The organism is Streptomyces venezuelae (genome assembly GCF_008642335.1).
Classification (GTDB): Bacteria; Actinomycetota; Actinomycetes; order Streptomycetales; family Streptomycetaceae; genus Streptomyces; species Streptomyces venezuelae_F.
In genome coordinates, this window is the sequence record NZ_CP029191.1 from 7622787 (window position 1) to 7647590 (window position 24804).

Sequence of the window (24804 nt, forward strand, 5' to 3'; positions counted from 1 at the left end):
GCTGCCGCAAATGAGTGGAGATCAACGGCGCTGATGGATTGTCAGGATCCGTCCTGTCAAGGTGGCGAAAGGTGACTGAAAAGGGAGAAGACATGACGCAGTTGGACGAGTCGTCGGCGCGGAGCCCGCAGGGGCCGGAACTCCCCGCGGAGCTGGTGGCCCTGCTGACCGACCGCCTCGACGTGCAGGCGGGGTCCGACCAGCTGTCCCCCTCGACGACATTCGAGGATCTCGGCCTGGACTCGCTGTGGCTGATGGAGCTGGTCGTCGCGGCAGAGGAGGAGTTCGGGATCGTCCTGCCCGAGAACGCCCTCGACCTCCGCCCCACCTCCACCCTCGGTGAGGCCGCCACGGCATTCGAGCATGTGTCCTGACATCGCGGTCACCGGGCTCGGCCTGGTGACCCCGGCCGGCCATACGGCCGAGGCGAACTGGCAGGCCCTGTGCGAGGGCCGCTCCCTGGCCGCCGATGACCCCGAACTGGCGGGGCTCCCGGTCGACTTCTCCTGTCGGGTGGCGGACTTCGACGCCGACACGGAGATCGGCCGCGCTCCGGCGCGGCGCGTGGACCGCTTCATCCAGTTCGCCCTCGTCGCCGCCCGGCGCGCCGTCGCCGACGCGGGCCTCGACCCCCGTACCTGGGACGCGGAACGGGTGGGTGTCGTGCTGGGGGTGGGATCGAACAGCCTGAGCACCTACGTGGGCGAGTTCGGTCATCTCGGTGCGGGGCGGCCGGACCGCGTCTCACCGCTCGCGCTCCCGCGCAGCGTGCCCAGCATGGCCGCCGGCGAGGTCGGGATCGACCTGGGGGCGTCGGGACCCAACTTCACCACCGCCAGTGCCTGTGCCTCGGGTGCCACCGCGATCGGAGTCGCCAGGGACCTGCTGCGGTCGGGGACGTGCGACATCGTCCTTGCGGGCGGCAGCGAATCCGCCCGCTCCCGCATGACGGCCACCTGCTTCACCCGGATGCGGGCGCTGTCCCGGCGGCGGGAGGAACCCGCCCTCGCCAGCCGCCCGTTCGACGCGGACCGCGACGGCTTCGTCCTCGGCGAGGGTGCCGGCGTCCTCGTCCTGGAACGCGCCCGCTCGGCCCGGTCCCGCGGGGCACCCGTCCAGGCACTGCTGCGGGGGTACGGCGCAGGAGCCGACGCCCACCACCCCATCGCCCCGCATCCGCGGGGAGACGGCGCGGTGCGCGCCATCCGCGCGGCGCTGACGGACGCGGGATGCGGACCGGACGACATCGCCCACGTCCATGCGCACGGCACCTCCACCCCGTTGAACGATGCCGCCGAGGCCACGGCCCTCACCCGGGTCTTCGGCGCCGACGGGCCGCCGGTCACCGCGTCCAAAGGCGTCATCGGACACGCGCTGGGGGCGGCCGGAGCCATCCAGGCGGCGTACACGGTCCTCGCCCTGCGGCACGGACAGGTCCCGCCGGTGGCGAACTTCCGGGGCCAGGACGGCGATCACAAGCTCGACATCGTCGCGGGCCGGCCACGGCCCGTGCCCGGCACCGCGGCCGTCAGCTGCTCCTTCGGGTTCGGCGGCCAGAACGCGGTCCTGCTGTTCACGGCTGCCCCCTAGTGCAGGCCGCGCACCCGTCCACGGACGACAGCCCGCGCGGCGCCCGCGAGCAGGGTGCGGTGCGGCGGGCCTGGCTGGTGCTGGTGTGCGCCCTCCTGGCGGCGGTGTGCGCCGGGGCGCTGGCCCCGGTCGCCTTCTCGGCGCTGAGCACGGGCGGCGCGGTCGCCACGGGCACCGAGGCCGAACGCGCCGCCCGGCAGGCCGACCGGCTCGGCGTGCCCTCATCCGATCTGGTCCTGGCCGTCTCCCCGCACACCGGCGCCGGCCGCGCTGTCGCCCGGGATGCCACCGCGGCGGTGGTGCGGACACTGGCCGGGCAGGGCGACGTCGAGGCCGCGTGGTCCGCGCGGACCACGACGAACACCTGGCTGCGCTCCAAGGACGGGCGGACCCTGCTGGTCCCGGTACGGCTGAAGGGGACGGACAAGGAACGCAAGGAGGCGGCACCCCGCGTGGTGGCCGCGGCCCGCGCGGCCGCCCCGGCCGCCCGTGTGGAGCCCAGCGGCGCGACCTGGGCCAACCGGGAGATCGACGAGCACGTCGAACGCGACTTGCGGCGCGCCGAACTCCTGGCCGCGCCCGCCCTGTTCGTCGTGCTGGTCCTCGCCTACGGATCCGTGGTCTCCGCACTCCTGCCCGTCGTCGTGGCCGCGCTCACCATCGGCTGCGCCATCCCGGTCCTGGGCCTGCTCGCACAGGTCGCCGACATCTCACGGGTCGCGGTGAGCGCCGCCTCCGCGATCGGCTTCGGACTGGCCGTCGACTACAGCCTCTTCCTGCTCGCCCGGGTACGGGAGGAGAGCGCGCGGGGCGCGGACCTCCCCACGGCGCTGGCGGCCGCCCGCCGCTCCAGCGGCCGTTCGGTGGCGTTCTCGGCCGCCGCCGTCACCGTCTGCCTGGCCACCGCCCTGGCCGTGCCCGTGCCGATGCTGCGCGCCCTGGCCCTGGCCGGTATGACGGTCGCCGTGCTCGCGGCCCTGGTCGCCCTGACGGTGCTGCCCGCCTGCCTGTGCGTGCTCGGCCCCCGGGCCCAGGCTTTCGATCCGCCGGCCCGGTGGCGCCGTACCCGTACCGGCGAGGGCAGCCGTTTCTGGCGCAGGACCGCCACTATCGTCACCGCACGGCCCCTGCTGTCGGGAGGTCTGGCGCTCCTTTTCCTGGCGCTGCTCGCCGTGCCGTTCACCCACGCCCGCCTCGGCATCGTGGACGAACGCACCCTGCCCCCGTCTGCCTCCTCCGTCACGGCGGCGCAGCAGGTGCGCGCCGAGTTCACCGCACCACCCGAGCGGATCCTCACCGTGGTGCTGACCGGCCCCGGGTCGGCCGGGGGCGCCCCCGCCTACGGCGAGCGGCTGGCCCGCCTCCCGGGCATCACCGCTGTCCGCGTGGCGTCCACGTCACCGACCTCGCCATCGGGCGAGGGGGCGGTGCTCCTGGCGGCCACGTCCGCCGCCCCCGACACCCGCGCGGCGCAGGCCGCGGTGCGGCAGGTACGGGACACCTCCGCGCCGGGCAGCATCCTGGTCGGCGGGCGGGCCGCGGACGTCACCGACACCGCGCACCGCGTCCTCCACGCCCTGCCCACCTGCCTTCTCCTGCTGGGCGGAGGGCTCATGCTCCTGCTCACCGCCTTCACCCGCACGCTCGTCGCTCCCCTCAAGGCGCTGGCCGTCGCCGCGGTCAGCCTCGGCGCGATCCTCGGGGCGCTGGTCGTCCTCTTCCAGGACGGCCGCGGCAGCGCCCTGCTCGGCGGCTTCACCGCCACGGGCACGCTGGACGCGTCCATGCTCCTGTTCGTCCTGTTCATCGCCCTGGCCCTGTCGGTCGACTATGAGGTCTTCCTGCTCGGCCGTATCCGCGAGGAGTTCGACCGCGGAGCGGACAACCGCACGTCGATCGTCGAGGGCATCGCCCGCACCGGCCGCCTGATGACGTCCGCCGCCGCGGCCGTGGCGATCTCGACGGCCGCGATGGCCACCTCGCAGGTGGCCCTGCTCAAGTTCATCGGCATCGGTGTCGCTCTCGGCGCGCTCGTCGACGCCGTCCTGGTGCGCGGTGTGCTGGTGCCCGCCGTGATGGCCGCCCTGGGCCCCCTCAACTGGTGGTCCCCCACCTGTACCGGGCCCCGGCCCGGGATCGTCGCGACCGAGAAGAGAGGCGGGGCTGATCCAGATGCATCAGGCTCCACATGACCACGGCGGACCGTCACCGGCCGGCGCCCCACGGGTGGCCGCGATCCGGACGGTCTTCCCGCCCTACACGTACCCCCAGCGGGAAATCCTCGCCACCCTGGCCCGCACCACCGCACTGGAGTCCGAAGCGGGCGCTCTCGTGCTCCGTAAGATCGCGCACACTTCGGGCATCGACACCCGGTCCCTGTCACTGCCGCTGGAGAAGCTCGTCGACCTCGCCCGCCAGGAGAACTTCACCGAGCAGAACCGCATGTGGCTCGACGTGGCCCTGGATCTGGGGGAGCGGGCGATCACCGGCGCCCTGCGCGCCGCCGGCATCCGTCCGCGGGACGTCGACGCGGTGATCAGTACGACCGTCACCGGCCTCGCCGTGCCCTCGCTGGAGGCCCGCCTCGCCCACCGGGTCGGACTGCGTCCCGACGTCAAGCGCGTCCCGCTGTTCGGCAGCGGCTGCGCGGGCGGCGCCGTCGGCCTGGCCCGGCTCCACGACTACCTCCTGGCCCACCCCGGCCAGGTCGCCGTCCTGCTCGCCGTCGAACTGTCCAGCCTGGCCTACCAGTTCGCGGACAGTGCCGTCGCCAACGTCGTCGCCGGCAGTCTCTTCGGCGACGGCGCCGCGGCGGTCGTGGCCATCGGAGCCGACCGGGACGGCGCGCCCGCGGGGCCCGCCCTGGTGGACACCCACAGCCTGCTGCTCCCCGGCACCGAGGACGTCCTCGGCTGGGACATCGGCTCGCACGGGCTGCGGGTCCTGCTGTCCCCGGAGGTCCCCACGCTGACGGGGGAGCACCTGCCCACGGCCGTCCACAGCCTCCTCGGACGGCATGAGCTGACGCCGGACGAGATCGTCAGCTGGATCGTCCACGGCGGCGGCCCGAAAGTCTTCACCGCCGTGGAGCAGGCCCTCGACCTGCCGCCGCGCGCGCTGGAACTCACCCGGCGGTCCGTGGCCGAGCACGGCAACCTCTCGTCCGTCTCCGTACTGGACATCCTGCACTCCGCCATGAAAACGCCCCCACCGCCGAACGCACCGGGCCTGGTCGCCGCCATGGGTCCGGGCTTCGCCATCGAACTGGTCCTCCTCAGCTGGTAGCGGACCGGCCACCGAACCCGACGGACCGCACGACAAGAACGGTGACCATGCGCGCCCTCCCTTACATCCCGTGGAGCCGGGGCCGTGACTACGACGGCCTCCTCGACGGGGAGCCGTGGGACCCCTCCCAGCCGAAACTGAACGCGGCGGCACGGGACGGCCTGATCCACAACCTGCTCAGCGAGGAGGACCTGCCCAGCTATCACCGGGTCCTCGCGGAGCTGTTCTCGCTGGACGGCCCCTGGGGGACCTGGGTCAACCGATGGACCCTGGAGGAGGACCGGCACGGCACAGCGATCCGCGACTACCTGGTGGTCACCCGCAACGCCGACCCGGTCGCGCTGCGGAACGACCGCGCCAGGCACAAGCTCTTCCACCGAACCGTCCTCCAGGCATGCATGACGATGCACCCGGACCGGACCCTCCAAGCCGTGTCCAAGGTCCTGCGCACCTTCCGTCCCCCGGGTCACGGGGCGCCGGGCTTCGGGCGGCTCGTCAGCTCCATGGCCAGGTCGGGCATCCTCTCGCCGGAGACCTACCACAAGGACATCGCCTCGCCCTTCACCCGCATGCTCGGCGCCGTCGACGCCACCGGACTCGGTCCGGTCGGCCGACGGGCCCAGGAAGACGTCGCCGCCCATCTGGAAGAGGCCGCCGTCCGTGCCGGGAGATACCGCGCACTCGCCGAACTCCTCGACCACCTCGCGAACACGTGACGCCGCCCGCGAGCCTGCTCCTCCTCGTCACGGCCATCGGCGCCGTGCGCCTGGTCGAACTGGCGGTCGCCCGCCGGAACGCGCGGTGGGCGTTCGCACAAGGCGGCACCGAGTACGGGCAGCGCCACTACCCCCCGATGGTCGTCCTCCACATCTGCCTGCTCGTCGGCATCCTCGCGGAGGTCTCCCTCGCCGACCGCGCCTTCACACCCCTGATCGGCGGGCCGTGTCTGGCCGTCCTCGTCCTCGCCCAGGCAGGCCGTGCCTGGTGCATGCGGGCGCTCGGACCCCAGTGGAACACCCGCGTCGTCGTCGTGCCCACGGCGCCCGTGGTCACCACCGGGCCCTACCGCTGGATGCGGCACCCCAACTACCTCATCGTCGTCATCGAGGGCATCGCCCTGCCCCTCGTCCACACCGCCTGGCTCACCGCCCTGCTCTTCACCCTCGCCAACACACCCTGGCTCGTCGTCCGCATCCGCACGGAGAACAAAGTGCTGTGGCCCGCGCCGGGCGGGACGGCGCCGGCCGCGCGGTGAGGGCCGGACCGGGCTCCGGACCAACACGCCACCAGGGCAGGGGAGTTCGCGCCGGGGCCCGCGCCACGCACCGGCGCCGCGCGCCCGTGCCCGCACCGGTCGGCTCCGCCGCCCGCCTCAAGCGCCCCCGGCGCCGTCTGCAAGGATTGGGTCCGCCATGGTGCAGATACCGAAGCAGCAGCCCGCACAGCGCTCCGTGCCGACGAGCGCCGACGTCGCCCGCCTGGCGGGGGTCTCCCGCGCCACCGTGTCGTACGTCCTCAACAACACCAGCGCCGTCCGCATCAGCGAACCCACCCGCCGCCGCGTCCACGAAGCGGCCAGGGAGCTCGGCTACGTCCCGCACGCCGCCGCCCGCAGCCTCCGCGCCGGACACAGCCGCATGGTCCTCATGCCGACGCCCGAGATCCCGATGGGCCCGCTCTTCAGCCGGTTCTTCAACGAGCTGCAATGGGCGCTCAGCAGGTTCGACTACACCGTCGTCCAGTACGCCAGCCTCGGCCTGACCGGCGAGGAGGCGGCCCGCGCCTGGGCCGAGCTGCGCCCCGTCGCCGTCCTCGCGCCCGACGCGTCCGCGCTCAACCCGCGCGGCGTCACGGTCCTGAAGCGGTCCGGCGCCAAGGCCGTCTTCACGCTCGGCCCGCACCGCGTCGAGGGCGCACACGCCCTGCTCATGGACGGCCGCAGGGTCGGCGAGGCGGCGGCCCTGCACTTCCTGGCCCGCGGCCGACGCACCATCGGCGTCGTCGTGCCCGAGGAAGAGGGCATGGAGGCCTTCTCACAGCCCCGCCTCGAAGGGATCCGCCAGACGGTGGAACGGGCCCGCACCGCCGGCGCCTCGGTCACCGAGCTGCCCCTCGCGTACGAGGAGGCGTCCGCCGCCCGGCTCGCCGCGCGCTGCCGCGCCCGGGGGATCGACGCCGTCTTCGCCTACAACGACGAGTACGCCATGCTCCTGATGCGCGCGCTGCAGGACGAGGGCATCGACATACCCGGGGACACCGCCGTGCTCGGCTCCGACGACCTGATGCTGGGCAGACTCCTTCGCCCCCGCCTCAGCACCGTCCGCATAGAGCTGCCGTCGGGCCGCGGCCTGGCCGAACTGGTCGACCGCGTGGTGCGCGACCCGGGCGCGGAACCCGAAGTGCACGACGTCCTCGGAGCGGACGTCGTGCACCGCGGGTCCAGCTAGCCCCAGCCCCTACCGCATCAACCGTTCCTACTGCTCCTGCTGCTTCGCCTGCTCCTCGGCGACCTGACGGCGGACCTCGTCCATGTCCAGGTTCCGGGCCTGCCCGATGACGTCCGTCAGCGCGGACTCCGGCAGCGCGCCCGGCTGGGCGAACACGGCCACCTGGTCGCGGACGATCATCAGCGTCGGGATGGACTGGATGTTGAAGGCCTGGGCCAGCTCCGGCTGGGCCTCCGTGTCGACCTTGGCGAAGACCAGGTCCGGGTTGGCCTCGGCCGCCTTCTCGTAGACGGGGGCGAACTGCTTGCAGGGCCCGCACCACTCCGCCCAGAAGTCGATCAGGACGAAACCGTTGTCCGTGACCGTCTGGTCGAAGTTCTCCTTGGTGAGCTCCACAGTGCTCATGGTGTGTCCCTACTTCCTTTTGGGGCCCTTTTGAGGCGTGGCCGCTGTGCACAACGGCCGATCGTGCGGACGTATTCCGCCTGGTCGCACGCGCGGAAGGTGCCGCGCGCGCAGGGGCGTGTCCGGCGCGCGTACCCATGTGGCCACGGCGCACACCTGCCGACACACTGTCCTCATGACGGATGCCATCACGTACGACGTTGTAGTCATCGGAGCCGGCCCTGTGGGGGAGAACGTGGCGGACCGAGCCCGCGCCGCGGGACTCAGTGCCGCGATCGTGGAGAGCGAGCTCGTGGGGGGCGAGTGCTCCTACTGGGCGTGCATGCCCAGCAAGGCCCTGCTGCGCCCCGTCATCGCCCGTGCCGACGCCCGCCGCGTCCCCGGCCTGCGCGACTCCGTGCAAGGGCCACTGGACGTGTCCGCGGTCGTTGCGCACCGCGACGACTACACCTCGCACTGGAAGGACGACGGCCAGGTCGGCTGGCTCGAAGGGGCCGGCGTCGACCTGTACCGGGGCCACGGCCGCATCGCGGGCCCCCGCGAGGTCACGGTCACCGGAACGGACGGCACGGCGCGCACGCTCCGGGCCCGGCACGCCGTGGCCGTCTGCACCGGCACCCGCGCGGCCCTGCCCGACCTGCCGGGCCTCGCCGACGTCAAGCCGTGGACCAGCCGCGAGGCCACCAGCGCCGACCATGCGCCCGGCCGCCTCCTGGTGGTCGGCGGCGGTGTCGTCGCCGTCGAGATGGCGACCGCGTGGCAGGCACTCGGGTCGCGGGTCACGGTCCTCGTACGCGGCGGGGGCCTGCTGCCCCGCATGGAGCCGTTCGCCGGGGAACTGGTGCAGGAGGCCCTCACCGAGGCGGGCGCCGAGGTCCGCTCCGGCGTCTCGGTCACCGCGGTGCGGCGCGAGGACGGCGTGGTGACGGCGACCCTGGACGACGGCTCCACCCTCCAGGCCGACGAGATCCTCTTCGCCACGGGCCGCGCCCCGCGCACCGACGACATCGGCCTGGAAACGGTCGGCCTGGAACCGGGCACCTACCTGAAGGTCGACGACAGCCTCCGCGTCGAGGGCAGCGACTGGCTCTACGCGGTCGGCGACGCCAACCACCGCGCGCTCCTCACCCACCAGGGCAAGTACCAGGCCCGCATCGCGGGCGCCGCCATCGCCGCCCGCGCCCAGGGCGTCCCGCTCCTGGAGACCGACCGCTGGGGCGCGCACGCCGCCACCGCCGACCACGCCGCCGTCCCGCAGGTCGTCTTCACCGACCCGGAGGCCGCCTCCGCGGGCCTGACCCTCGCCGAGGCGGAAGCCGCGGGCCACCGCGTCCGCGCCGTCGACTACGACATGTCCGGAGTGGCGGGCGCAGGACTCTACGCCGACGGCTACCGGGGCCGCGCCCGCATGATCGTCGACCTGGACCGCGAGATCCTCCTCGGCGTCACCTTCGTCGGCCCCGGAGTGGGCGAACTCATCCACTCGGCGACGATGGCGATCGCGGGCGAGATCCCCCTCAGCCGCCTGTGGCACGCCGTCCCCGCCTACCCGACGATCAGCGAGGTGTGGCTCCGGCTCCTCGAAACGTACCGGGGTTGAGACGCGCCGCGGGGACCGAAGGGGCCCCGCGCACCCTGCCGTACCGGTAGCGGATCGTCCTATGATCGCTGCTCCGCGTACGAGGGGGGTACTCGCATGACGGCAGGCGGGTCGGCGTCGCGCCGGGCACAGGACGCGCGGCGCCAGGAGCGGCTGCTGCGGGAGCAGTGGCAGGCGGCCCGCCGCCAGGCGCTCCGCTGGGAGGCGGCAAGCGAGGCCGAGCAGCGCGTCGCCGCCCAACTGCTCGTCCTGACGGAGCGCGGGTGGCGGCTCCTCGTGGACCGGCGCTGGCCGGGCACGCGTAGCGCCAACGTCGACATGCTGCTCGTAGGGCCCGGCGGTGTCTTCGTCATCGACGTCAAGAACTGGCGGTCCGCGCCGGAGGTGCGGGACGGCACCCTGCGCGCCGGCGGCGAGCCGCGCGACGAACACACCGCCAAGCTCCTTGCCGTCACGAAGACCGCGGAGAGCGCGGTGGCGTCCCTCGGCATGTCCCCGGTCGCCGTCCAGCCGCTCATGGTCTTCGCGGGACGGCGCGTGGACGCCGGGCTCGGCAGGATCAGGCTCCTCGGCGAGCACGAGGTCGGGCCCGTCCTGCTCGCGGAGCCCCGGCGCCTGCGCGCGGAGTCGGTCCGCGCCATGGCCGACCACCTGGAGCGCTTCTTTCCCGAGTACGTGAGCTCGGCGGTGCGGCGACCGCGGACACAGACACCGCTCCCCGCCCCGCGGCAACCGGCCGAACCGGACGGCCTGTTCGACCTCGAAGGCCTGCGGGACGCGGCGCTGGAAGAGGCGATGCGCGCCCCGATCGAACAGTGGATGACGTTCCTCCACCCCGACCAGGTCGCGCTGGTCCGCCGCAACTGGTCGGGCCCGGCCCGCATCAGCGGCCCCGCCGGCACGGGCAAGACGGTCGTCGGTCTGCACCGCGCCGCTCACCTCGCCCGCCGCACCAACGGCCGCGTCCTGTACGTCACCTACGCCAAGAACCTGCCCAGGGTCCAGGGCACGTTCCTCAGAACCATGTCCCCGTCGATCGCGGAGAAGGTCGACTTCAGCAGCCTGCACGCCTGGGCGCAGGAATTCCTGCGGGCCCGCGGCGTCCCGGTACGGCTGCACAAGGAGAAGGCCGACACGGCGTTCAGCCTCGCCTGGGCACACGTCGGCCGCGCCGGACGGCTGGCGGAGATCGATCCGACACCGCTCTACTGGCAGCAGGAGATCGACCACGTCATCAAGGGCCGCGGCATCACCACGTTCGACGAGTATGCCAATGTGCCGCGGCGCCGCCGCAGGACCGTCCTGCGACGGCCGCACCGGCAGGCCGTGTGGGAGCTCTTCGAGGCCTACGAGTCCTTACGCGTCGAGAAAGGCGTGCACGACTTCAACGACGTGCTGTCCCTCGCCCTGGCGGAAGCCGAGCGCGGCACCGACCGGCCCCCGTACTCGGCGGTGATCGTCGACGAGGTCCAGGACCTCACCCTCGTCGGCGTGCGCCTGCTGCACACGCTGGTGGGCGACGCCCCCAACGCCCTGCTGCTCGTCGGCGACGGACAACAGGCCGTCTACCCCGGCGGCTTCCGCCTCACCGACGCGGGCATCGACATCCGCGGCGACCGCGGACAGGTGCTGCGCACCAACTACCGCAACAGCAGGCAGATCCTCGACGCGGCCCTCGACGTCGTCGCCGACGACACCTTCGACGACATCGACGGGCTGCGCACCCTCGGCCGCAGGGACGTCGACCTCACCTACCACGACGGGCAGGTCGTCCGCGTCGTGAAGCCGACCGCGGCCGAACACGACCAGGCGCTCCTGACCGCCCTGCGCGACCTGTCCGCCGCCGAACGCGCCGACACTGCAGTCCTGTGCCCCTCGGTCCGCGCCATCGGCGCCTACCAACGCCTCCTCACCCGCGCGGGAATCCCGGTCCGCATGCTGGAGCACTACGACGGACACCCGGTCGACGCCGTCAAGCTCGGCAGCTATCGCAGAGCGAAGGGCCTGGAGTTCAAGCGGGTGTACCTGCCCCGGCACGACACCGCCCTCGGCCCCGCGACGCCCGCCGACGGCCCCGCCACCGCCCCACGGGCCCCCGAAACGGCCGCGGAACACGAGGAACTGCGCCGGAGCCAGCTGTTCGTGGCGATGACGAGGGCCCGCGACGTGCTGTGGCTTGGCAGCGTCGAGGAGCCGCCAACAGAGCCCCCTCAGGCGCTCACGTAGACGTCCTCCACATACCGTCCCTCGGCGACGAGCCCCCGCCACCAGGCGTCGGCCGCCTCCCGGGACGCATCCCGAGCCGCGTCGGCGCCCGCGTGCTTCACGTGCAGGTCCAGGAACGCGTCGCGGACGCCCGGGGCCATGCGGGCGCCGTCGCCGCAGACGTAGACCTGGGCACCGGCCTCCAGGAGCTGCCAGAGCTCCTCGGACTCGGCCGCGATGCGGTGCTGCACGAAGAGGAGCTCGCCCTCGGGGGCCCTGGAGTAGGTCGGGCGCATCGACACCGCTCCCGCGCGTTCCGCCGCTTCGAGTTCCGCGCGGTGCAGATAGTCGACGTCGGGGTGGTCGCAGCCGAAGTAGCAGAGTGCGGGGGCGAGGTGTGTGCCGTCGCGGAGGAGTTCCACGCGGTCGGCGATGGCGCCGCGGAAGGGGGCGAGACCCGTGCCCGCGCCGATCATGATGACCGGGGTGTGCGCGTCCGCGGGGATGCGGAAGGCGTCGCGGCAGGGCTGCACGCGCGCGTGGAGTGTGTCGCCGGGGCGCAGGCCATGGAGGTACGAGGAGCCGGTGCCGCGGAACGTGCCGCGTCCGGAGCGGTCCGGTGCCGAGAGGAGCGACACCATCAGGTCGGCGTGGCCGGGCGCGGCGGCGGGTGACGACGAGATCGAGTAGTGGCGGGCGCGGCGGGGCGGAAGGAGTTCGAGCAGGACGGGCCAGGGGAGTCGGCCGCGCAGGGCCGGGTGGTCCTCGACGAGGTCGAGCAGGTTGCCCTGCCGCGTGGACAGCTCGTCCGGGGCGGTCGCCAGCCGCTCCAGGGCGGCGCGCTCGGGCGGGCACGGGTTGTGCTCCGCGAGCAGGGCGACGTGCGCCGCGGTGGGTGCGTCGCTCAACTCGACGTACCGGCCGAGGAGTTCCCGTACGGACACCGGGCGGTCCAGCGGCAGCGTGGTGCGGCCGGGGCGGTGTGCGCGGATGTTCAGGACCGTGTCCAGGCGGACGCCGAACACGGACGCCGCGCGCTCGACCGACGCGGGGTCGTTGACGGGGAGCACGGCGAGATGGTCGGCGGTGCGGTACGTGACGTCGTCCGGGAGCGCCACCCGCAGGAACCGCTTCGGGCGGGCCAGGGGGTGGCTGAGGTCCGCGAGGTCGGCCGTCTCCGTCACGGTCATCGGCGCCGTGCCGTGCCGGGCGTCCAGTGCGTCCAGCGGCCCGCCGGACACCTCGACGACGTCGTAGACCCTGGCTTCCCCTGGCGCGGTGGCGGTGGCTCCCGCGCTCTCCGGGTCCCCGTACTCCCGCAACAGCGTCTCGCGGAGCGCCGCCGTGAAGCGCTCCACGGACCCGGTCAGGTCGCCGGAGGCGTCGGCCTCGGCGCGCTCCAGGAGGCGCGTCGCGCCGGCGGCGGCGAGCCCGTCGTCGACGAGCGTGGGCACGTGCTGGTACGTCGCCGCCCAGTTGCGGTCGCCGACGCCGAGGACCGCGTACCGCACACCGTCGGCCGCGTCCTGCGCGGCGCCGGACAGCCAGGACACGAACTCGCGCGCGTCGTCGGTGGGCCTGCCGTTGTAGGAGGCGGTGACGATCACGACGGGGGAGCCGGTGGGCAGCGCGCCCGCGGCGTCGTCCAGCGGCGCGACGCGCGCGTCGAAGCCGAGGTCGGCGGCGAGGTCGGCGAGCTGTTCGGCGTAGCCGCGGCAGGTCCCGAAGTTGGAGCCGTGCAGCAGCGTCAGGGCGGTGCCGGGCACCGCACGCGTGGGCAGACCGTCCTCGGTGGCCTGGCTGCCCTGGGGCTGCGCGGCGGCCCCGCCGTGCGTGTTCCCCGCCGCCGCGCGGCTCCGCGCCCGGTCCTCGGCGGTCCGCGCCGCCAGCGTCATGGTGAAGCCCTCGGGTTTGAGGGTGAGGGTCTCCTTGACCTTCAGGCGGTAGGCGGCGCGGTCGATGAACCGGTAGCGGTGCACGAGCATGCCGAGCAGCATGGTCGCTTCGTGCAGCGCGAACTGCCGCCCGATGCAGGCGCGTTCGCCCGTGCCGAAGGGCTTGTACGCGTGCGGGGAGCGGGCCGCCTCCGTCGCCGGGGCGAAGCGTTCGGGGTCGAACTCCTCGACGTTGTCGCCCCAGACCGGGTCCCGGTGCAGCATCGGCGTCAGCACGACCACGTACTGTCCCGCCTTCACCGGATGCCCGCCGAGCGTCGTGTCGACGCGGGCCCTGCGCTGGAACGCGGGCGCGGTGGGCCACAGCCGCAGCGCTTCGTTGAGCACCTGCCGCACGTACCGGAGCTTCCCCACGTCCTCGTACGTCGGATCGGGATCCGGCTCGTCGCCCCACAGGGCGTCGACCTCGGCCTGCGCGAGGTGCAGGACCGCCGGGTTCTTCACCAGGTGGTGAAGGGCGAAGGCGAGCGTGCCCGACGTCGTCTCGTGCCCGGCGATCAGGAACGTGATGACCTGGTTGCGGATGTTCGCCTCGTCCAGGTGTTCCCCGCTGGCGGGGTGTGGGGAGTTGAGCATCAGACCGAGCAGATCGTCGGCGGAGGTGTCGCCCGACGCCGTCCGGGTCTCGATGACCTCGTCGACGACGCGGGCGACGAAGGCGGCGTCTTCCTTGAACGCGGCGTCGTCGGCGGTGTAGTCACCCGCGGGGTCGCGGGCCAGCTTCGCCTGACTGTGCGCCAGGCCCCGTACGAGAGCCTGGACGAAGGGGTGGGGATCGGTGCGGCCGAACGACTCGAAGTCGTAGCCGAAGCCGGACAGGCCGATGGTGTCCAGCGTCATCCTGGTCATGTCCTCCGAGACCTCCACCGGCGCGGACTCGGCCGCGCCCGGCGCGAACCGGCCGTCCCACGAGGAGATGAGGCGCCGGGCCACGCGCAGCATGTGCGGGTGGTACGTCCGCATCGAGTTCATGGCGAACGCGGGGAGCAGGATGTCGTGCGCCTTGGCCCAGTTGGGCTCGTCGTCGTACGCCGTGAACAGGCCGTCGCCCGCGATGCCGCGGACGTTCTCCAGGGCGGGTCCGACGCCCTTCGCGAACCGCGTCTCGTCGGACAGCTCCTCGACGAGCTCGAGCGAGGAGGCCCACACGGAATCGCGCCCGTGGAAGCGGCGGACGTACAGGGGACCGTGCCGCCGAGCGAGCTCAACGGCCTGCTGAACGGGGGTGGCGGTCAGCCCGACGGCCGTCACGTCGACGGTGGGCAGCACGAGGTCCGGGTCGCCCCGGAGACCGCAGACCTCGACGGTGTGTTCTTCGGCGGCGTGTTCTGCGGCGGTGTGTTCTGCGCGCATGGTGACAGGGCCCCTTCCCTTGGACGCGGAGGAGTTGGGCGCCCGGCAGGAGGGGGCGCGTTCTCCACGGTGGCGTCCGGGGAGCGGCGGGTCCGGACGAGGACTACGTAATCTTGTAGGGCGCTTTTCCGCCCCGGCGCTTGCGCGGCGGACGCGAATGCGTTGTGCACGGCGGACGTGGGTGCGGATGTGAAGAGAGGGCGGAGTGGCCGTGAAGAGGGAGCCGAGGGGCGCGCCGGACGACACGTCGGAGACAGCCGCGGCGAAGCCCAGGGAGGCCGACGCCGCCGTGTGGCGTGGGCGGTTCGTGACGCTCCTCGACCGTTCCCCGACGCCGACCGCGATCGCGGGCACGAACGGGCTCGTCTCCGTCGCCAACCCGGCCTTCACCGCCGCCCTGGGACTCCAGCCGGGCGGCGTGGCGGGCCGGCTCCTGCTCGACCTGCTCACCCCCACCAACAGCGACCAGCTCCGCAAACTGGACGAGGCCATGCGCTCCGGCCGCAGGTCCCGCTACCCGGTCGAGGCGTGCTGGAGGGCACGTGGGACCGTCCGCCACGGACAGGTCACCGTCGAACCCGTCACCGACCCGCTGGAGGACACCCCGCCGCTCATCGTGACGCTGCGCGTGGCGGACGAGGGGGAGGAGACGGGCGGCGACGGCGTCGGGGACGCGGAGGACGAGCTCGCCCACCCCGCGCTCAGCGCCCAGGAGGCCCGCATCCTGCGCCTGGTCGCGGGCGGCGCCACGACAGCCGTCGTCGCGCGCACGATCGGCATCGGCGTCGACGGCGTCAACTACCACCTCACGCGCCTCTGCCGCCGCCTGCGCGTCCCGAACCGCACGGCGCTGGTGGCCCGTGCCTACGTACTCGGACTCCTCGCCCCGGAGGCGTGGCCACCGCGGGTGTCCGGCCCGGCCGGGCGCCGAACCGGTCCCGCCAGGGGCGGTGCGTGACCGCGCACGTACCCTGTCGGGCGTGACGATGCGCGAGCCGGCCGACGTGAACGTCGACGCGATGATCGAGGACCTCAGGACACTCGTGGAGGTCGAGTCGCCGTCGCGCGACCGCGACGCCCTGACGGAGTCGGCGAAAACCGTCGCGGGCGTCATCGAGGCCCGTCTCGGCGGAAAGGCCACCCTCGTCGACAGCGAGGCGGGCCCGCACGTCCACTGGTCCGGGGGCGGCGCTCCCCGCGTCCTGATCCTCGGCCACCACGACACGGTGTTCCCGCTGGGCACCCTCGCCCGCCGCCCGTTCGCCGTCGAGGACGGGCACGCGACAGGGCCCGGCGTCTTCGACATGCTGGGCGGCCTGGTGCAGGCCGTGCACGGACTGGCGGCGCTCGACGACCTCTCGGGCGTCGAGATCCTCGTGACGGCGGACGAAGAGGTCGGCTCCGGCTCGTCCCGCGCCCTCATCGAGGAACGCGCCCGCGCCTGCGGCGCGGTCCTCGTGTTCGAGGGCGCCGCCGACGGCGGGGGAGTGAAGACGGGACGCAAGGGCTGCGGCACGTTCGAGGTCTCCATCACCGGCCGCGCGTCGCACGCGGGCCTCGAACCCGAGGCGGGCGTCAACGCCCTGGTCGAGGCGGCCCACCAGGTCCTCGCCATCGAGGCGCTCGGCGCCCCCGGCATCGGCACGACCGTCACCCCGACCGTCGCGTCCGCCGGCACGCTGGACAACGTGGTCCCCGCGGCGGCGACCGTCGTCGTCGACGTCCGGGTCGAGTCGCCCGAGGAGAAGGACCGCGTCGAAGCCGCCTTCGCCGCTCTGACGCCCCGCCTCGAAGGGGCGGAGATCACCGTCAAGGGAGGCATCGGCCGCCCGCCGATGCCCGAGTCGGCGGCGGCCGGGCTCTTCGCGGCGGCTCGGCGGCTGATCCCGGGCCTTGAGGGCAAGGCGGTCGGCGGCGGCAGCGACGGCAACTTCACGGCAGCGCTCGGCATACCGACCCTCGACGGCCTCGGGGCGGTCGGCGGCGGAGCACACGCCGACCACGAGTACGTGGTGGTCGAGGCGATGGCCGAGCGGGCGAACCTGGTGCGGGGCCTGGTGCGGGCGATCCGTGAGGGCGAGGCCGCGCACTAGCCGCTCGACGGCCCCCCGCCCTCGTGCGGTCCTGTGCCCGGCCCGTCCGCCGTGAGAGGCTCCCGTTCATGAGAGCCGAGGGACGGATGTCGTTCGGGGTGGAGGAGGAGTACCTCGTCGTCGACCCGGCGTCGCGCGAGGTACGGCCGTACGGGGCGCGGGTGGCCGCCCTGGCCGCCCAGCGGCTCGGCGAGGAGCGGGTGGGCGACGAGCTCACCGGCTTCCAGGTGGAGGCGAGGACGAGCCCGCACACCCGCCTGGCCGATCTCGCCGACGACATCACCGCGATGCGCGGCGCGGTCGCGGACGCGGCACAGGAGCAGGGGCTCGCGGTCGTGTCGTCCGGCGCGCCGGTCCTGGGAGAGGTGCGACCACTTCCGCTCACCCGCGGGCCGCGCTACGCCGGGAGCCTGGCGGCGTTCCGCGCACTGGACGACGAGCAGTGCGCGGCCGCCTGCCACGTCCATGTCGGCATCGCGGACCGGGCGACGGCCCTTGCGGTCAGCAACCGGCTGCGGCCGTGGCTTCCGGTGCTGGTGTCGCTCACCGCCAACTCCCCGTACTGGGCGGGTCGGTGGACCGGATACGCGAGCTGGCGCACCCTGTCCTGGGCGCGCTGGCCGGTGGCGGGACCACCGCCGTACTTCGACTCCGTGGCGCACTTCGACGAACTGGTGGGCCATCTGCACGCGGGCGGGGCGGTCATGGACCAGGGCGGCCTGTACTGGGACGTACGGCCCTCGGCGCACCTGCCGACACTGGAGATCCGCGTGGCGGACGCGCAGCCGACCGCGGGGGAGACGGTCATGTACGCGGCGTTGGTACGGGCGTTGGCGCTGACGGAGCTGCGCGCCGTCCACGCCGGCGAACCGGTCGTGAACCCCGCGCCGGAGGTGCTGCGGGCGGCGTACTGGCGAGCGGCCCGTGACGGCCTGCGCGGCCACGGCCTCGACGCGCGCACCCAACGGCTCGAACCCGCTCCCGTACTCGCCGAGCGGCTCTACGCGCACGTCCGCCCGGCGCTGGAGGCCAACGGGGACGCCGCCTGGATCCGGGCCGCCTGGACGCGTCTCCGCGCGCACGGCACCGGCGCCGAACGGCAGCGAGCGGCGCACCGGGGCGGGAACCGCCTGGAGGACACGGTGGACGCGATGACCGACTGCTTCCGTGACGTGGCCTGATCCAGCGAAGGCCCGCCCCCGCTCGCGGGCCTGACGACGCGGTGCCCGTCCGCGCCGGTTAACCTTGACCGAGCGGCGATCTCGCGCCGCGCGGCGGTGGGGCTCGCCGTACCCGAACCGCGGCGACGACGCCGCCAACGGTCCCTACTTGCGAACGAGTGCGCCCGCGAGGGCGCCGGCGAGTAGGAGGAACGTTGACGCGGGACGAAGGAAGGGTCGTCGCGGCGGTGGCCGCGGGCGGCGGCATGGGCGCGGTGTCCCGGTACGCGCTGTCGCTGGGGTGGCCGACGGCCCCCGACGGATTCCCCTGGACGACCCTCGTGGTGAACGCGGCGGGCTGCGCCGCGATCGGCGTCCTCATGGTGCTGGTCACGGAAGTGCGGCAACAGACCCACCCACTGGTGCGGCCCTTCCTCGGCACGGGCTTCCTCGGCGGCTTCACCACGTTCTCGACGTACGCGGTGGACATCGAACGCCTCGTACGCGGCGGCCACCCCCGTACGGGCCTCGCCTACCTGGCCCTGACGCTGATCGCGGCGCTCGCGGCGGTGTGGGGCGCGGCGTGGACGACGCGCCGGGTGGCGGCGCGCCGGACGGCGGCGGGGAGTCGGCCGTGAACTGGCTGCTCGTGATCGTCGGCGGCATGATCGGCGCTCCCCTGCGCCACCTCACCGACGTGGCCGTGCGGAAGCGGTACGGCACCGACTTCCCGTGGGGCATCCTCGCCGTCAACGTCGCGGGCTGTCTGATCCTCGGCGTGCTGACGGGTGCGGTCGTGGCGGGCGCCGCGTCGTCGCACGTCCAGCTGTTCCTGGGCACGGGGCTGTGCGGGGCGCTGACGACGTACTCCACCTTCTCGTACGAGACACTGCGGCTCGCCGAGTCCGGCTCGCGCTGCCACGCGGCGGCCAACGCGCTGGGAAGCGTGGCGGCGGGCCTCGGCGCGGCCTTTGTCGGGGTGGCCGCTGCCGAGGCCCTGTGGGGGTGAACCGCGCTCCTTGTACCTCCGCTCATACCTCCGCGAAGTCCCCGTTCAGCGCGGCCGCCATGCGCAGGTGGGACGCCGCGTCGTCGGGGCGGTTCTGCCGCTGCAGGGTGCGTCCGAGCATGAGCCGGGCGTAGGCCTCGACCGGGTCGAGCTCGATCACCTCGCGCAACGCGCTCTCGGCGCGCCCCAGTTGGGCGGAGTGGTAGTACGCGCGGGCGAGCAGCAGACGCGGGGCCACCTGCTCCGGGGCCTCGTCGACCAGGGCGTCGAGGATGCGGGCCGCCGTGGCGTACTCCTTGGCGTCGAAGAAGAGCTGTGCGCGCTCCCAGCGCTCGGCCGCGGTTCCGTGCTCGTAGTAGGTCATTGTTCCTCCTTGGTGGCCTGTAACGAGACCCTGTAGTTGAATATTCCACGACTGTTTGCGACGGTGCCGAGGGTGCCGAGGGGACGTGGTGGCGGATAGCCGACTGCCTCCCGGGCGTCCGCGGGGCTAGGTTGTGCGGCATGAGCAATCTTGATCGCGAAGCGGTCCCCTCCCTGTGCGGCGGCCGGGGCTTCGTCGTCGCGGAGCCGGTACGGGAACTCCTCAGTCCGCGGCGGGTCAGACTCGGCGAGTCCACCGAGGTCCGTCGCCTGCTGCCGAACCTCGGGCGCCGCATGGTCGGAGCCTGGTGCTTCGTCGATCACTACGGCCCCGACGACATCGCCGACGAGCCCGGCATGCAGGTCCCGCCCCACCCGCACATGGGCCTGCAGACCGTCAGCTGGCTGCACGACGGCGAGGTGCTGCACCGCGACTCCACCGGCAGCCTGCAGACCATCCGCCCCCGCGAGCTGGGCCTCATGACCTCGGGCCGTGCGATCTCCCACTCCGAGGAGAGCCCCCGCCCGCACGCCCGCTTCCTGCACGGAGCCCAGCTGTGGGTGGCCCTGCCCGACAGCGACCGCCACACCGCCCCGCACTTCGAGCATCACGCGGATCTCCCGCAGGTCACGGCCCCGGGCCTGACCGCGACGCTCCTCCTCGGCACCCTGGACGGCTCGACGTCACCCGGTACGACGTACACCCCCATCGTGGGCGCGGACCTCGCCCTCTCCCGCGGCGCGGACGTACGCCTCCCGCTGGACCGGGACTTCGAGTACGCGGTCCTGGCCATGTCCGGCGAGACGCACGTCGACGGGGTCCCCGTTCTCCCCGGCTCGATGCTCTACCTGGGCTGCGGCCGCACGGAACTCTCCCTGCGCGCGGAGTCGGAGGCGGGCCTGATGCTCCTGGGCGGAGAGCCGTTCGAGGAGGAACTCGTCATGTGGTGGAACTTCGTCGGCCGTACCCACGAGGAGATCGCGACGGCCCGCCACGACTGGACGGAGACCACCCGCTTCGGCGAGGTGCAGGGCTACGACGGCGCACCGCTGCGGGCGCCCGAGCTGCCGCCGGGGGCGCTGAAGGCGCGGGGGAGGGTGCGCTGAGCCCCGGGAAGCCGCCTGGCACCGCACCGGCCGGTCACCGGTCCCGCCGCTCACGCGGCCGGGAATGTACCTGGTCCAACCGCTGACACGCGCCTACCGTGCGCGGCAGGACGGCGTCGCGGTGGGCGCACGCCGCGTTCAGGGGTGCTCCAAGGAGGTCACCATGGCGCAGACCAGCATCGAGCAGAAGTTCACCACCCTGTTCGCTTGGTTCGACCGCAACGGCGACGGCTCGCTGACCCGGGACGACTTCCAGGCGTTCGGCGAGGTGTTCGCCGCGGTGGCGCCACGGGAGGAGGAGAAGAGCGCGCTGCGCGAGGCGTTCGTGCTCTGGTGGGACGTCCTGGGCGAGGCCGGTGCGCCCGACGCGCAGGGCCGCATCGGGCCCGACCGGTTCATCACCGCCATGCGGACCCACATCGCCGCCGACGCCAAGACCGTCGAACGCCTGGTGATGCCCATCATCGACGCCCTCATGCGGGCCCTGGACACCGACGGGAGCGGCACCCTCACCGCTGACGAATACGTCCGCATGTACGACGCGCTCGGCATCGACCCGGCCACCTCCGGTGCCGCCTTCCAGCGCCTGGACCGCAACGGGAGCGGCACCATCACCCACGACGAGTTCCGCACCGCCATCGAGGAGTTCTACCTCAGCACCGACACGGAGGCCCCCGGCAACTGGCTGCTCGGTTCGCCGCTGCCGCAGGGGTGAGGCGCAAGCACCCGGCTCGGCTACGTCAGCCGGACCGAAGACCGACCGCCAGCGTCAGTTCGAGGACACGCTGCGGCGACCCGAGATCCGGGAACAGCTCCCGCAGCTGCGACATCCGGTACCGGACCGTCTGAGGGTGGACGAACAGCGCCGCCGCCACCTCGTCCCGCCTCCCCTGGTGCAGCAGCCACGCCCGCAACGTCTCCTCCAGCCGCCGCGCGGTCGCGTCGGGCAGGGCCCGCAACGGTGCGAGGGCTCGGGCGCGCAGGTCCGCGAACGCCTCCGTGTCGGCGCTCAGCACCAGCTCGGACAGGTGGTCCTCGGTGTCGCGGATGTCGGGGGAGAGGGAGCGTGCGCGTACGGCCCGTGCGTACGAGGCGGACGCCCGCGTCCATGGCCGGGCCGGGCCGACGACGGCGGTGCGCTCGGTCAGCTGCCGCAGGAGACGGGACCGGTCGGCATCGGGGACGAACAGCACACCGGTGGCGTCCGGCAGATCGTCGAGGACGAGGGTGCTCGGGTCGAGCGTGCGGTAGGCGGGCCGGGCCTGGGCGGCGGGCAGGAGGACCGCGGTCAGGGAAACCGGTGGCTGCCACCCGGCCCGCTGCGCGGAGGAGAGGAGCACGTCCGGGGTCGCGCCGGCGAGGAGGTCGCGGGCCAGGTGTTCCAGGTGGAGCTCGTGGGCCCGGCCCCGGGCGGCCAGTTCGTCGGCGTGGCCCGCGGCGCTCGCGGCGGAGAGCTCGTCGATGTAGGCGAAGGTCAGCTCGGCGAACTTGGCGACCTCGGCGGCGGGCAGACCGGCCGGTACGGCGCCCGCCGCCAGGCATCGCCAGGCCACGCGGGCGCCGACGCGGTAGGCACCGAGCAGGGCGTCCATCGAGCGGCCGTCGCGCACCTCGCCGCGGCCCAGCTCGTAGGCGGCGTCACCGGCGTCGCCGCCCGTGGCGTTCCCGCTCGCGAGGTCCAGGTAGTGCCCCAGGGCGGTGCGGACGGCTCGGCGGATGGTGGCGCCCATCTTGCCCGAGAGGGCGTTGGCGTAGGGCGGGACCTCGTCGATGATCGCCTGAACGATCTCGTCGGCGGTGGTCCGCAACCTGGCCCGCAGCGCGGTGACTGTCGTCTCGTCCAGGGCCAGCTCGCTGACCCTCTGGATTGCATGGCTCACGATTTTGTTCCCTGCGAACAAATAGGTCGTCCAGATTTACGTCCTGCGGTCAGGACTTTACGCCTTGAGGCGCAGCAAGCTGGAACCATGACGAGTACAGCCCTCCGCAGCAGGGCGTGGAAACTACTGGAGATGGTCACGACGCCGCTGCTGCCGTCGGACTACCTCGACCTGGTCAGCCCGCTGCGCGCGGGCGCCGACCTGCGCGGGCGCATCGAGGCCGTGCACCCCGAGACGGATGACGCCGCGACCATCGTGATCAGACCGGGACGGGGCTGGCGCGGTCACACGGCCGGTCAGTACGTGCGGATCGGGGTCGACGTCGACGGGGTGCGCCTGTGGCGTGCCTACTCCCTCACGTCGCCGACACACCGCAGGGACGGGCGCGTCACGATCACCGTGAAGGCGATCCCGGACGGCAAGGTCAGCAACCACCTGGTCCGCAGGGCGCGACCGGGCACGCTCATCCAGCTCGACCAGCCGACCGGTGACTTCGTGCTGCCGCCGGCCAAACCCGCCAAGGTGCTCTACCTGACGGCCGGCAGCGGCATCACGCCCGTGATGGGCATGCTGCGCGACACCCGTTTCGACGACGTCGTCATGGTCCACTGCGCGCCGCGCCCGCAGGACGTGATCTTCCGCGACGAACTGCACGGCCTGGTCGGGGAGAAGAAGCTGCGGCTCACCGAGGTGCACACCGACACGGACGGCATGCTCGACATCGCCCGCCTCGACGAACTCGTGCCCGACTGGACCGAGCGCGAGACCTGGGCCTGCGGGCCCGCGGGCCTGCTCGACGCCGCCGAGAAGCAGTGGAGCGAGTACGGCGTACCGGAGCGCCTGCACACCGAACGTTTCCGTCCGAGCGTCGTCGTCGCCGGCGACGGCGGCGAGGTCACGTTCAGTGCCACCGGCAGGACCGCCGCCGCGGACGGCGCCACGCCGTTGCTGGACGTCGGCGAGGAGGCCGGTGTGCTCATGCCCTCCGGGTGCCGCATGGGCATCTGCTTCGGCTGCATCACACCGCTCAAGTCGGGCGCCGTCCGTGACCTGCGCACCGGCGAGATCACCGAGGCCGAGCCGGGCGTCCTCATCCAGACCTGCGTGTCCGCCGCCGCGGGCCCCTGTGACATCGAACGGTAGGAGCACCTTGACCGCCATCGACCCCACCGCCCATCTGACCGCGGAGCAGATCGAGGAGCTCGGCCGCGAGCTGGACGCGATCCGCGACGAGGTGATCGCAGGACGCGGCGAGAAGGACGCCGCCTACATCCGAAAGGTGATCTCGGCGCAGCGCAAGCTGGAGCTGGTCAGCCGGGGTGTGCTGCTGTTCTCGATCTTCCCGCCCGCGTGGCTGCTCGGCACCGCGGGTCTGTCCGTGGCGAAGATCATGGACAACATGGAGATCGGCCACAACGTCCTGCACGGCCAGTGGGACTGGATGCGGGACCCGAAGATCCACTCCACCACCTGGGAGTGGGACCACGTCTCGCCGTCCGACCAGTGGAAGCACTCCCACAACGAGCTGCACCACACGTACACCAACGTGATCGGCAAGGACAACGACCTCGGCTACGGCATCATGCGCGTCGACGAGGACCAGAAGTGGCACCCGATGCACCTCGGCCAGCCGCTGTGGAACTTCATCAACGCCTGCTTCTTCGAGTACGGCATCGCGGCGTACGACCTGGAGCTCGGCAAGAACCTGAGCAAGCGCCGCCGCAAGAACCCGGAGTTCCGCGCGCGGGCCAAGGCCGTGGGCCGCAAGATCCGCAAGCAGGTGCTCAAGGACTACGTGATCCACCCGCTCCTTTCGGGCCCGTCGTTCCTCCCCACGCTCGGCGCCACGTTCACCGCGAACCTGGTCCGCAACATCTGGTCCCACTCGGTGATCATGTGCGGGCACTTCCCCGAGGGCGTGCAGGTCTTCGAGCGCCGGTCGATCAAGGGCGAGACGCGCGGCCAGTGGTACCTGCGCCAGATGATGGGCTCGGCGAACATCAGCGGCAGCAAGGCCATGCACTTCATGACCGGCAACCTGTCGCACCAGATCGAGCACCACCTGTTCCCGGACCTGCCGAGCAACCGGTACGCCGAGGTCGCGGTGAAGGTGCGCGCACTGTTCGAGAAGTACGAGCTGGAGTACGTCACAGGACCGCTCCCCAAGCAGGTGTTCTCCGCTTGGCGCAAGGTCTTCCGCCTCTCCCTGCCGAACAAGAAGCCCGGCGTCAGGACGCCGGACCGCGAGCGGGAACTCGTCGCGGCCTGACGGCCGTTGGGGAACCGTAGGCGGGACCTCTTCCTGAGTGGGGGAAAAATGAACAGACACACGGACCGGAGCGGCAGACGTGT

At 72.9% G+C, this 24804-nt stretch carries 22 protein-coding genes; 18 read left to right on the forward strand and 4 right to left on the reverse strand.

What is annotated here, in order from left to right; all coding sequences use genetic code 11:
• The first annotated feature begins 92 nt into the window (after positions 1–92).
• The 7 genes from DEJ49_RS33915 to DEJ49_RS33945 all read left to right on the forward strand — a co-directional run bounded on the left by DEJ49_RS33915 (position 93) and on the right by DEJ49_RS33945 (position 7322).
• A complete protein-coding gene (locus DEJ49_RS33915; RefSeq protein ID WP_150187655.1) occupies positions 93–374 on the forward strand; it encodes a phosphopantetheine-binding protein in 282 nt (93 codons plus the stop codon).
• Entirely contained in the window at positions 364–1590 is a 1227-nt protein-coding gene (locus DEJ49_RS33920) for a beta-ketoacyl-[acyl-carrier-protein] synthase family protein (protein WP_150187656.1), read from the forward strand. The genes DEJ49_RS33915 and DEJ49_RS33920 overlap by 11 nt, the downstream gene beginning before the upstream one ends.
• Complete coding sequence (locus DEJ49_RS33925) at positions 1590–3782, forward strand: MMPL family transporter (protein WP_190329539.1); 2193 nt, start codon at positions 1590–1592, stop codon at positions 3780–3782. The genes DEJ49_RS33920 and DEJ49_RS33925 overlap by 1 nt, the downstream gene beginning before the upstream one ends.
• Positions 3783–3816: 34 nt before the next feature.
• Complete coding sequence (locus tag DEJ49_RS33930; RefSeq protein ID WP_263398821.1) at positions 3817–4875, forward strand: type III polyketide synthase; 1059 nt, start codon at positions 3817–3819, stop codon at positions 4873–4875.
• 47 nt (positions 4876–4922) lie between these two features.
• Positions 4923–5591 carry an acyl-ACP desaturase gene (locus tag DEJ49_RS33935; RefSeq protein WP_150187659.1) on the forward strand — a complete coding sequence of 223 codons (669 nt, stop codon included), beginning with the start codon at positions 4923–4925 and terminating at the stop codon, positions 5589–5591.
• Entirely contained in the window at positions 5588–6130 is a 543-nt protein-coding gene (locus DEJ49_RS33940; protein WP_150187660.1) for an isoprenylcysteine carboxyl methyltransferase family protein, read from the forward strand. Before DEJ49_RS33935 ends, DEJ49_RS33940 begins: the two co-directional genes overlap by 4 nt.
• Positions 6131–6287: 157 nt before the next feature.
• Entirely contained in the window at positions 6288–7322 is a 1035-nt protein-coding gene (locus DEJ49_RS33945) for a LacI family DNA-binding transcriptional regulator (RefSeq protein ID WP_150187661.1), read from the forward strand.
• Positions 7323–7349: 27 nt separating this feature from the next.
• Here the strand turns inward: DEJ49_RS33945 and trxA are convergent, their stop codons facing one another.
• Positions 7350–7727 (reverse strand): thioredoxin, encoded by a 378-nt coding sequence (trxA, locus tag DEJ49_RS33950; RefSeq protein ID WP_150187662.1) that lies wholly within the window; start codon positions 7725–7727, stop codon positions 7350–7352.
• A gap of 175 nt (positions 7728–7902) precedes the next feature.
• Here trxA and DEJ49_RS33955 point away from each other — a divergent pair, with 175 nt between their 5' ends.
• Positions 7903–9327: a dihydrolipoyl dehydrogenase family protein gene (locus tag DEJ49_RS33955; RefSeq protein ID WP_150187663.1), complete on the forward strand. Its 1425-nt coding sequence runs from the start codon at positions 7903–7905 to the stop codon at positions 9325–9327.
• A gap of 96 nt (positions 9328–9423) precedes the next feature.
• A complete protein-coding gene (locus tag DEJ49_RS33960) occupies positions 9424–11553 on the forward strand; it encodes a nuclease-related domain-containing DEAD/DEAH box helicase (protein ID WP_150187664.1) in 2130 nt (709 codons plus the stop codon).
• Here the strand turns inward: DEJ49_RS33960 and DEJ49_RS33965 are convergent.
• Positions 11538–14840: a bifunctional cytochrome P450/NADPH--P450 reductase gene (locus tag DEJ49_RS33965; RefSeq protein ID WP_150187665.1), complete on the reverse strand. Its 3303-nt coding sequence runs from the start codon at positions 14838–14840 to the stop codon at positions 11538–11540. The genes DEJ49_RS33960 and DEJ49_RS33965 overlap by 16 nt on opposite strands.
• 205 nt (positions 14841–15045) lie before the next feature.
• Between DEJ49_RS33965 and DEJ49_RS33970 the strand changes: the two genes are divergently transcribed.
• From DEJ49_RS33970 to crcB, 5 genes are all read left to right on the forward strand, one after another.
• Positions 15046–15798, forward strand: coding sequence for a PAS domain-containing protein (locus DEJ49_RS33970; protein WP_223833102.1), 753 nt, complete (start codon positions 15046–15048; stop codon positions 15796–15798).
• A 28-nt stretch (positions 15799–15826) separates the two neighbouring features.
• Positions 15827–16933: a M20/M25/M40 family metallo-hydrolase gene (locus tag DEJ49_RS33975; protein WP_150188660.1), complete on the forward strand. Its 1107-nt coding sequence runs from the start codon at positions 15827–15829 to the stop codon at positions 16931–16933.
• A gap of 68 nt (positions 16934–17001) precedes the next feature.
• Positions 17002–18114: a glutamate--cysteine ligase gene (locus DEJ49_RS33980; RefSeq protein ID WP_150187666.1), complete on the forward strand. Its 1113-nt coding sequence runs from the start codon at positions 17002–17004 to the stop codon at positions 18112–18114.
• A gap of 158 nt (positions 18115–18272) precedes the next feature.
• Positions 18273–18731, forward strand: a complete 459-nt coding sequence (locus tag DEJ49_RS33985; protein ID WP_317850477.1) for a CrcB family protein — start codon at positions 18273–18275, stop codon at positions 18729–18731.
• Positions 18728–19102 carry a fluoride efflux transporter CrcB gene (crcB, locus tag DEJ49_RS33990; RefSeq protein ID WP_150188661.1) on the forward strand — a complete coding sequence of 125 codons (375 nt, stop codon included), beginning with the start codon at positions 18728–18730 and terminating at the stop codon, positions 19100–19102. Before DEJ49_RS33985 ends, crcB begins: the two co-directional genes overlap by 4 nt.
• Before the next feature lie 22 nt (positions 19103–19124).
• Here the strand turns inward: crcB and DEJ49_RS33995 are convergent, their stop codons facing one another.
• On the reverse strand, positions 19125–19466 hold the full coding sequence (locus DEJ49_RS33995; RefSeq protein WP_150187668.1) for a tetratricopeptide repeat protein: 342 nt from the start codon (positions 19464–19466) through the stop codon (positions 19125–19127).
• Between the two features lie 140 nt (positions 19467–19606).
• Between DEJ49_RS33995 and DEJ49_RS34000 the strand changes: the two genes are divergently transcribed.
• A complete protein-coding gene (locus tag DEJ49_RS34000) occupies positions 19607–20572 on the forward strand; it encodes a pirin family protein (RefSeq protein ID WP_150187669.1) in 966 nt (321 codons plus the stop codon).
• 163 nt (positions 20573–20735) lie between these two features.
• Complete coding sequence (locus DEJ49_RS34005; RefSeq protein WP_150187670.1) at positions 20736–21287, forward strand: EF-hand domain-containing protein; 552 nt, start codon at positions 20736–20738, stop codon at positions 21285–21287.
• Between the two features lie 25 nt (positions 21288–21312).
• Here the strand turns inward: DEJ49_RS34005 and DEJ49_RS34010 are convergent, their stop codons facing one another.
• Positions 21313–22452 carry a PucR family transcriptional regulator gene (locus tag DEJ49_RS34010; RefSeq protein ID WP_150187671.1) on the reverse strand — a complete coding sequence of 380 codons (1140 nt, stop codon included), beginning with the start codon at positions 22450–22452 and terminating at the stop codon, positions 21313–21315.
• 132 nt (positions 22453–22584) lie between these two features.
• Between DEJ49_RS34010 and DEJ49_RS34015 the strand changes: the two genes are divergently transcribed.
• Positions 22585–23595: a ferredoxin reductase gene (locus tag DEJ49_RS34015; RefSeq protein ID WP_150188662.1), complete on the forward strand. Its 1011-nt coding sequence runs from the start codon at positions 22585–22587 to the stop codon at positions 23593–23595.
• A 7-nt stretch (positions 23596–23602) separates the two neighbouring features.
• Positions 23603–24721 (forward strand): fatty acid desaturase family protein, encoded by a 1119-nt coding sequence (locus DEJ49_RS34020; protein ID WP_150187672.1) that lies wholly within the window; start codon positions 23603–23605, stop codon positions 24719–24721.
• The last annotated feature ends 83 nt before the right edge of the window (positions 24722–24804 follow it).

Coding starts and splice junctions, on each gene's coding strand:
- DEJ49_RS33915 (WP_150187655.1), top strand. CDS start 93: ATGACGCAGTTGGACGAGTCGTCGGCGCGGAGCCCGCAGGGGCCGGAA.
- DEJ49_RS33920 (WP_150187656.1), top strand. CDS start 364: ATGTGTCCTGACATCGCGGTCACCGGGCTCGGCCTGGTGACCCCGGCC.
- DEJ49_RS33935 (WP_150187659.1), top strand. CDS start 4,923: ATGCGCGCCCTCCCTTACATCCCGTGGAGCCGGGGCCGTGACTACGAC.
- DEJ49_RS33945 (WP_150187661.1), top strand. CDS start 6,288: ATGGTGCAGATACCGAAGCAGCAGCCCGCACAGCGCTCCGTGCCGACG.
- trxA (WP_150187662.1), bottom strand. CDS start 7,727: ATGAGCACTGTGGAGCTCACCAAGGAGAACTTCGACCAGACGGTCACG.
- DEJ49_RS33955 (WP_150187663.1), top strand. CDS start 7,903: ATGACGGATGCCATCACGTACGACGTTGTAGTCATCGGAGCCGGCCCT.
- DEJ49_RS33960 (WP_150187664.1), top strand. CDS start 9,424: ATGACGGCAGGCGGGTCGGCGTCGCGCCGGGCACAGGACGCGCGGCGC.
- DEJ49_RS33965 (WP_150187665.1), bottom strand. CDS start 14,840: ATGCGCGCAGAACACACCGCCGCAGAACACGCCGCCGAAGAACACACC.
- DEJ49_RS33975 (WP_150188660.1), top strand. CDS start 15,827: ATGCGCGAGCCGGCCGACGTGAACGTCGACGCGATGATCGAGGACCTC.
- DEJ49_RS33980 (WP_150187666.1), top strand. CDS start 17,002: ATGAGAGCCGAGGGACGGATGTCGTTCGGGGTGGAGGAGGAGTACCTC.
- DEJ49_RS33995 (WP_150187668.1), bottom strand. CDS start 19,466: ATGACCTACTACGAGCACGGAACCGCGGCCGAGCGCTGGGAGCGCGCA.
- DEJ49_RS34000 (WP_150187669.1), top strand. CDS start 19,607: ATGAGCAATCTTGATCGCGAAGCGGTCCCCTCCCTGTGCGGCGGCCGG.
- DEJ49_RS34005 (WP_150187670.1), top strand. CDS start 20,736: ATGGCGCAGACCAGCATCGAGCAGAAGTTCACCACCCTGTTCGCTTGG.
- DEJ49_RS34015 (WP_150188662.1), top strand. CDS start 22,585: ATGGTCACGACGCCGCTGCTGCCGTCGGACTACCTCGACCTGGTCAGC.